Origin of the sequence: Brevibacterium sp. SIMBA_078, assembly GCF_046534565.1 — a bacterium.
Taxonomy (GTDB): Bacteria; Actinomycetota; Actinomycetes; order Actinomycetales; family Brevibacteriaceae; genus Brevibacterium.
Genome location: NZ_JAWRYQ010000578.1, coordinates 1 through 236, shown reverse-complemented (window position 1 = coordinate 236; position 236 = coordinate 1). Strand labels below are relative to the sequence as shown.

Below are 236 nucleotides of genomic sequence, written 5' to 3'. Positions count from 1 at the left end.
ATTAAGGGTTAACGCTTTAACTTGCTGATACTGATTTATCAGTACCCAAGTAGCGTTTTGCTTTGCTTGGTTTTACTTTTTCAAGATCAACCAATACTAGGCCATCAATACAATTATTGAATTGTGGATCAATACTAAAGCTTAAAAATTTAACGCCATTTGGTTCGCATAGCTCGGTATATTGTTTAAATAGTGTGGGTACATGCGTGCCCATATTAGCGAGTATGTGTTTAAGC

General features: G+C 35.6%; 1 pseudogene. It reads right to left on the bottom strand.

Features of this window, described 5'->3' with window-relative positions:
• Positions 1–16 precede the first annotated feature (16 nt).
• A pseudogene (locus SB749_RS20865) lies at positions 17–236 on the bottom strand (hypothetical protein); the annotation flags it as partial.